General features: G+C 72.5%; 4 protein-coding genes. All 4 read left to right on the forward strand.

The window, feature by feature from the left end; translation table 11 throughout:
• The first annotated feature begins 16 nt into the window (after positions 1-16).
• A complete protein-coding gene (locus tag GXP76_RS17090; protein WP_147875833.1) occupies positions 17-472 on the forward strand; it encodes a MarR family winged helix-turn-helix transcriptional regulator in 456 nt (151 codons plus the stop codon).
• Positions 473-676: 204 nt separating this feature from the next.
• Positions 677-2,140 (forward strand): Gfo/Idh/MocA family protein, encoded by a 1,464-nt coding sequence (locus GXP76_RS17095; RefSeq protein ID WP_242572395.1) that lies wholly within the window; start codon positions 677-679, stop codon positions 2,138-2,140.
• Between the two features lie 192 nt (positions 2,141-2,332).
• A complete protein-coding gene (locus tag GXP76_RS17100) occupies positions 2,333-4,195 on the forward strand; it encodes an ABC transporter ATP-binding protein (protein ID WP_242572396.1) in 1,863 nt (620 codons plus the stop codon).
• On the forward strand, positions 4,192-5,982 hold the full coding sequence (locus GXP76_RS17105) for an ABC transporter ATP-binding protein (RefSeq protein WP_242572397.1): 1,791 nt from the start codon (positions 4,192-4,194) through the stop codon (positions 5,980-5,982). The genes GXP76_RS17100 and GXP76_RS17105 overlap by 4 nt, the downstream gene beginning before the upstream one ends.
• Positions 5,983-6,106 lie beyond the last annotated feature (124 nt).

The following is a 6,106-nucleotide window of genomic DNA, read 5'->3' on the forward strand; positions in this document are numbered from 1 at the left end:
CTGTTATTATTCCCGCATGACCACCCCCGACGCCGACGGCCTGCTGGCCGAACAGCTCCTGAGGTTGACCCGCCGGCTCCACCGCGTCCAGAAGCGCTATCTGGAGCCGATCGGCATCACTCCCGCGCAGTCGCGACTGCTGCGCACGGTCGCCTTCTACGACAGCCCGCCGCGCATGGCGGATCTCGCCGAGCGCCTGGAAGTGGTGCCCCGCGCCGTGACGAGCCTGGTCGACGGTCTGGAGACGAGCGGCTGTGTCCGCCGCGCCCCCGACCCGACCAATCGCCGGGTGATCCGGATCGAGCTCACCGAGACCGGGCGCGGTGTGCTGCGGGCCCTGCGCGACGCGCGCAGGTCGGCCGCCGAGGACATCCTGGCCCCGCTGACGGCGGACCAGCGCGATGTCCTCGGGGTACTGCTGTCGGCGCTGGTGGGCGGGCCGGTCGACGGCGTTCCGGAGCGGCGCTGCTGAGGGGAGTCGCCGGGCGGCTTCCGGCCGTCGCTCCCGCGGAGCGGTCTCCAAGCGCGCCCGGAGGCGCGTGCGAAGGCGCGTCCCGAAGAGTCCAAGGGTCCGATCGAAGAGTCCAAACGGGACCCTTGCGCACCACCAGCCCCAACTACCAAGGTCCTTGCCGAGGTTCCCTTCCGCGCGCACGTCAGCTCCTATGGAGGCTTCATGAACGACGCAGCACCGCAGAACCCCGGCAGTGAGAAGGACGACGACAACGGCGGCTCGGTGAGCCGCCGTTCCGCACTCCGGACGACGGCGGGCGTCGCCGGCGCCGGTCTCGGGCTCACCGCCCTGGGCGGCGGCACGGCCGCGGCCACGCAACCCGCCGCGGCCGCTTCGGCCACCTCGGCGCAAGCCGTCCCCGAGCGCCAGGGCCGCACCATGGCCGGTGTGCCCTTCGAAGGACGCTCGACGGTACGCGTCGGCATCATCGGTCTCGGCAACCGCGGCGGCAGCATGATCGACCTGTTCCTCGCCGTGCCCGGCGTCCGGGTGGTCGCCCTCTGCGACACGGTGCGGGACAAGGCACAGGCAGCCGCGGCCAAGGTCGTCAAGGCCGGGCAGCCGGCGCCCGCCGTCTATACGAAGGACGAGCACGACTACGAACAGCTCTGCGCGCGCGGCGACGTCGACTTCGTCTACGTGGCGACTCCGTGGGACAGCCACTTCGAGATGGCCAAGGCGGCGATGCTGGCCGGCAAGCACGTCGGCGTGGAGTGTCCGGTCGCGATGCGCCTGGACGAGCTGTGGAAGCTGGTCGACCTCTCCGAGCGCACCCGGCGCCACTGCATGCAGCTGGAGAACTGCGCGTACGGCAAGAACGAGATGCGCGTCCTGCGGATGGCGCACGCGGGCCTGTTCGGCGATCTGCTGCACGGCGCGGGCGCGTACAACCACGACCTTCGGGGCCTGATGTTCGACCCGGACTACTACGAAGGCCCCTGGCGCCGGCTGTGGCACACCCGGCTCCGCGGCGACCTCTACCCGAACCACGGCTTCGGGCCCGTCGCCAACTACCTGGACATCAACCGCGGGGACCGCGCCGTCAGCATCACCAGCGTCGGTACACCCGCGCTCGGCCTCGCCCAGTACCGCGAGGAGCACATGCCGCCGGGCGATCCCAGCTGGAAGGAGACGTACGTCAACAGCGACCGGACGATCAGTCTGGTCCGGACGGCCAGGGGCCGGGTCGTCCGGCTGGAGCACGACGTCTCGACGCCGCATCCCTACAGCCGCATCAACAGCCTCGGCGGTACCAGAGGCGTCTTCGAGGACTACCCCGAGCGCATCTACATCGAGCCGGACCACACGAACGACGAGTGGGGCGACTTCGCCGCGTACGCCGAGTGGGACCACTGGCTGTGGAAGGAGCACGCGAATCCGCCGGGCGGGCACGGCGGGATGGACTACATCATGGTCTTCCGGCTGATGCAGTGCGTCCGGCTGGGCCTCGTCCCCGACTTCGACGTGTACGACGCGGCAACCTGGACCGCGCCCGTGCCGCTGAGCCACGCGTCCATCAAGGCGAACGGCGCGCCGCAGCCGATTCCGGACTTCACCCGCGGCGAGTGGAAGAAGTCCCGGCCCGGCACGGACTCCGAGAAGCCGTCGGAGAAACCGGCCGGATAGCGGCCGAACAGCCGCCCCGGGGCCGTCCGAGCGGTCTCGGGCCGCGGCGGGGCCCGGCCGGCGGGAACGCGCCGCCCGGGCCCCGCCGCGTTCACCCGCACGTGGCCGAGAGTCGAATAATCGATTGCCCCGGACCGTCCGCGAAGGACAACCTTGCACGGTTTGGGCCACTCCACGACTCACTGGGACGTCATGCAGATTCGCGATCTTCCGTATCCCGATCCGGGGAAGCCGGATGCCCGGTCGGGCCCGAGCTTCCTGTACTGGCTCGGGCGCAGTCAACTGCGTGGCCAGCTCAAATCGCTCTCCTGGGGGCTGCTGCACCAACTCGGCGTCGCCGGGCTCCCGCTGGGGGCGGGACTCGCCGTACAGGCGGTCGTGGACCGCTCGGGCGGGCGGCTCGCGCTGGCAGGTGCCGTCATCGCGCTCTTCGGTGCCGCGATCACCGTCGGCGACACGATGCTCCACCGTGCGGCGGTCACCAACTGGATCACCGCGGCCTCCCGCGTCCAGCAGTTGCTCTCCCGCAAGACCGCCGAGCTGGGTTCGGCGCTGACCCGCCGGGTCGCGGCCGGTGAGGTCGTCGCCGTCTCGACGGGCGACGTCGAGAAGATCGGCTGGTTCGTCGAGGCGCTGTCACGTTTCCTGGCGGCCGTCGTCGCGGTCGTCGTGGTCTGCGTCGGTCTCGTCCTGTACGTGCCGTCGATCGGCGTCGTGGTGGCCGTCGGGGTGCCCGTACTGGCCCTCGCCGTCCTGCCGCTGCTCCCCCGCGCCACCCGGCGCGCCGACGTCCAGCGCGAGAAGGCCGGCCGGGCCACGGAGCTGGCCGCCGACACGGTGGCGGGGCTGCGTGTCCTGCGCGGCATCGGCGGTGAGGAGCTGTTCCTCACCCGCTACCGGGAGGCGTCGCAGGAGGTCCGCCGGGCGGCCGTCCGCAGTGCCCGTATGTGGGCACTGATCTCGGCCATTCAGGTCTTCCTTCCGGGTGTCCTGATGATCACGGTGGTCTGGTACGGCGCGATCCTCGCGGGAGACGGCCGGATCTCGGTCGGCGAACTGGTGACCGTGTACAGCGCGGTGACCCTGCTGCTCTTCCCGCTCAGGCACTTCGAGGAAATCGCCATGGCCTACTCCTTCTCGCGCCCCTCGGCGACGCGCGCGGCCCGTGTGCTGCGTCTGGAGCGCACCTCCCACGACGGGGAGCGCGGCGGCCTCGACGACTCCCGGCCCACCGGCGACCTCTACGACCCGGCCACCGGTCTGCTCGCCCGCGCGGGACGGCTGACCGCCGTCGTGTGCGGCGACCCCGACGCCGCGGGACGGCTCGCCGAACGGCTGGGCGGGCACGCGACCGAGGAGGAGAAGAGCCCGTCCGTCCTGCTCGGTGAGGTGGCGCTCGACGACCTCCCGCTGGACGCGGCGCGCGCCTCGGTCCTGGTACAGGACAAGGATCCGGTGCTGCTGTCCGGCACGCTCACCGAGCTGCTGGACGTGCCCGCGTCCGGGGACGTACGGCCCCGGGACGCGCTGGACGCCGCGCAGTGCGACGACGTGCTCGCCGCACTCGTGCAGGCGTCGGTGGACGGCAGCGGGGACCCGCTGCGCTCGCGCATCACCGAGCGCGGGCGCTCGCTCTCCGGCGGGCAGCGCCAGCGGCTCGCGCTGGCCCGCTCGCTGGTCGCCGACCCGGAGGTGCTGGTCCTCGACGAGCCGACGTCGGCCGTGGACTCGCACACGGAGGCGCGGATCGCGGAAGGCGTACGGCGGCTGCGGAGCGGCCGTACGACGGTCGTGTTCGCGTCGTCGCCGCTGCTGCTCGACCGCGCGGACACCGTCGTGTTCGTCCACGAGGGGAAGGTCGCGGCCGTCGGCGCGCACCGCGAGCTGCTGCGGGACGACGCGCGCTATCTGGGCGTCGTCACCCGCAGTACGGACGACGAGACGGAGTCCGGCACCGACGCCGGCCGCACCGGCGACGGGACCGACGACGTCACGCACGTACCGACACCGCTCAAGACCCGCGAACAGCTGGAAGAGATCGAGGAATCCGCATGATCGGCGTGGCACCACCGGAGTACGACCCGGCGGCACCGGAGTCGGCCACGACCCTGCCCGTCGCCCGCCCGGCGACCGTACGGACCTATGTCCTGGAGCTGCTGCGGCGCCACCGCAAGGCGTTCGTCCTGCTCGTCGTCGTCAACGCGGTCGCGGTGATCGCCTCCATGACGGGGCCGTATCTGCTCGGCGGCGTCGTCGAGGACCTGTCCGAGGGCGCCAAGGGGGCCCAGGAGCTCCATCTGGAGCGCACGGCCGCCGTCTTCGCCGGCGCGCTGATCCTCCAGACGGTCTTCACGCGGATGATGCGGCTGCGCGCCGCGATGCTCGGTGAGGAGATGCTGGCCGACCTGCGCGAGGACTTCCTCGTCCGGTCGGTACGGCTGCCGCCCGGCGTCCTGGAGCGGGCCGGCACGGGAGATCTGCTGTCCCGGATCACCACCGACATCGACCGGCTGGCCAACGCGATGCGCGAAGCCGTGCCGCAGCTGGCGATCGGCGTCGTGTGGGCGGGCCTGCTGATCGGCGCGCTGGGCGTCACGGCGCCGCCGCTGGCGCTGGCGGTGGTGGTGGCGCTGCCGCTGCTGGTGGCGGGCTGCCGCTGGTACTTCCGGCGGGCGCCGTCGGCGTACCGGTCGGAGGCGGCCGGGTACGCGGCGGTCGCCGCGGTGCTCGCCGAGACGATCGACGCGGGGCGGACCGTGGAGGCGCACCGCCTCGGCCGCCGCCGGGTGGCGCTGTCGGACCGGCGCATCAAGGAGTGGACCTCGTGGGAGCGGTACAACCTCTGGCTGCGGTCGGTGCTCTTCCCCGTCATCAACATCACCCACGTCACGATCTTCCTGGCGACGCTGGTCGGCGGCGGTTTCTTCGTGCTCCAGGGCTGGATCACGGTCGGCCAGCTGACGACCGGCGCGCTGCTCGCGCAGATGCTGGTCGACCCGGTCGGTCTCATCCTGCGCTGGTACGACGAGCTCCAGGTGGCGCAGGTGTCCCTCGCCCGCCTCGTCGGCGTGCGCGAGATCGAGCCGGACGACGGTGACGAGAACGTCGTGCCGCACGGGCGGGACGTCAGCGCCGACCGGGTCGACTTCGGCTACCGCGAGGGCGTCGACGTACTCCACGAGGTGACGCTGGATGTGGCGCCGGGCACCCGGGTGGCCCTCGTCGGACCGTCCGGCGCGGGCAAGTCCACGCTGGGGCGGCTGCTCGCCGGTATCTACGCGCCGCGGACCGGCCGGATCGCGCTGGGCGACGCCGAGCTGTCGCGGATGCCCGCGGAGCGGGTGCGCGGTCATGTCGCCCTGGTCAACCAGGAGCACCACGTCTTCGTCGGCTCGGTGCGGGACAATCTGCGGCTCGCCCGCACGGACGCGGTGGACGCGGAGCTGTGGGCGGCGCTCGGCGCGGTGGACGCGGACGGCTGGGCCCGCGCGCTCGACGACGGGCTGGACACCGAGGTCGGCTCGGGCGCCACGGCGCTGACGCCGGCTCAGGCGCAGCAGATCGCCCTGGCGAGACTGGTGCTGGCGGACCCGCACACGCTGGTCCTGGACGAGGCGACGTCGCTGCTCGACCCGCGCGCGGCCCGTCATCTGGAGCGGTCGCTGGCGAAGGTGCTGGACGGCCGCACGGTCGTGGCCATCGCGCACCGGCTGCACACCGCGCACGACGCGGATGTGATCGCCGTCGTCGAGGAGGGCCGGATCAGCGAGCTGGGCAGCCACGACGAGCTGGTGGCGGCGGACGGCGCGTACGCGGCGCTGTGGCGCTCCTGGCACGGCTGAGGGAGCCACGGGCCTTGGCCGCCGCGGTGCGTGGCGCGGCGGAGGGCCGTGGTGATGGACGGAGCGGCCGTACTCGGTCGGCCGACGACCACGCGGCGAGGCGCCGTAGCAGGTTTCGCGGGCC

The organism is Streptomyces sp. NP-1717, from assembly GCF_022695985.1.
Lineage (GTDB): Bacteria > Actinomycetota > Actinomycetes > Streptomycetales > Streptomycetaceae > Streptomyces.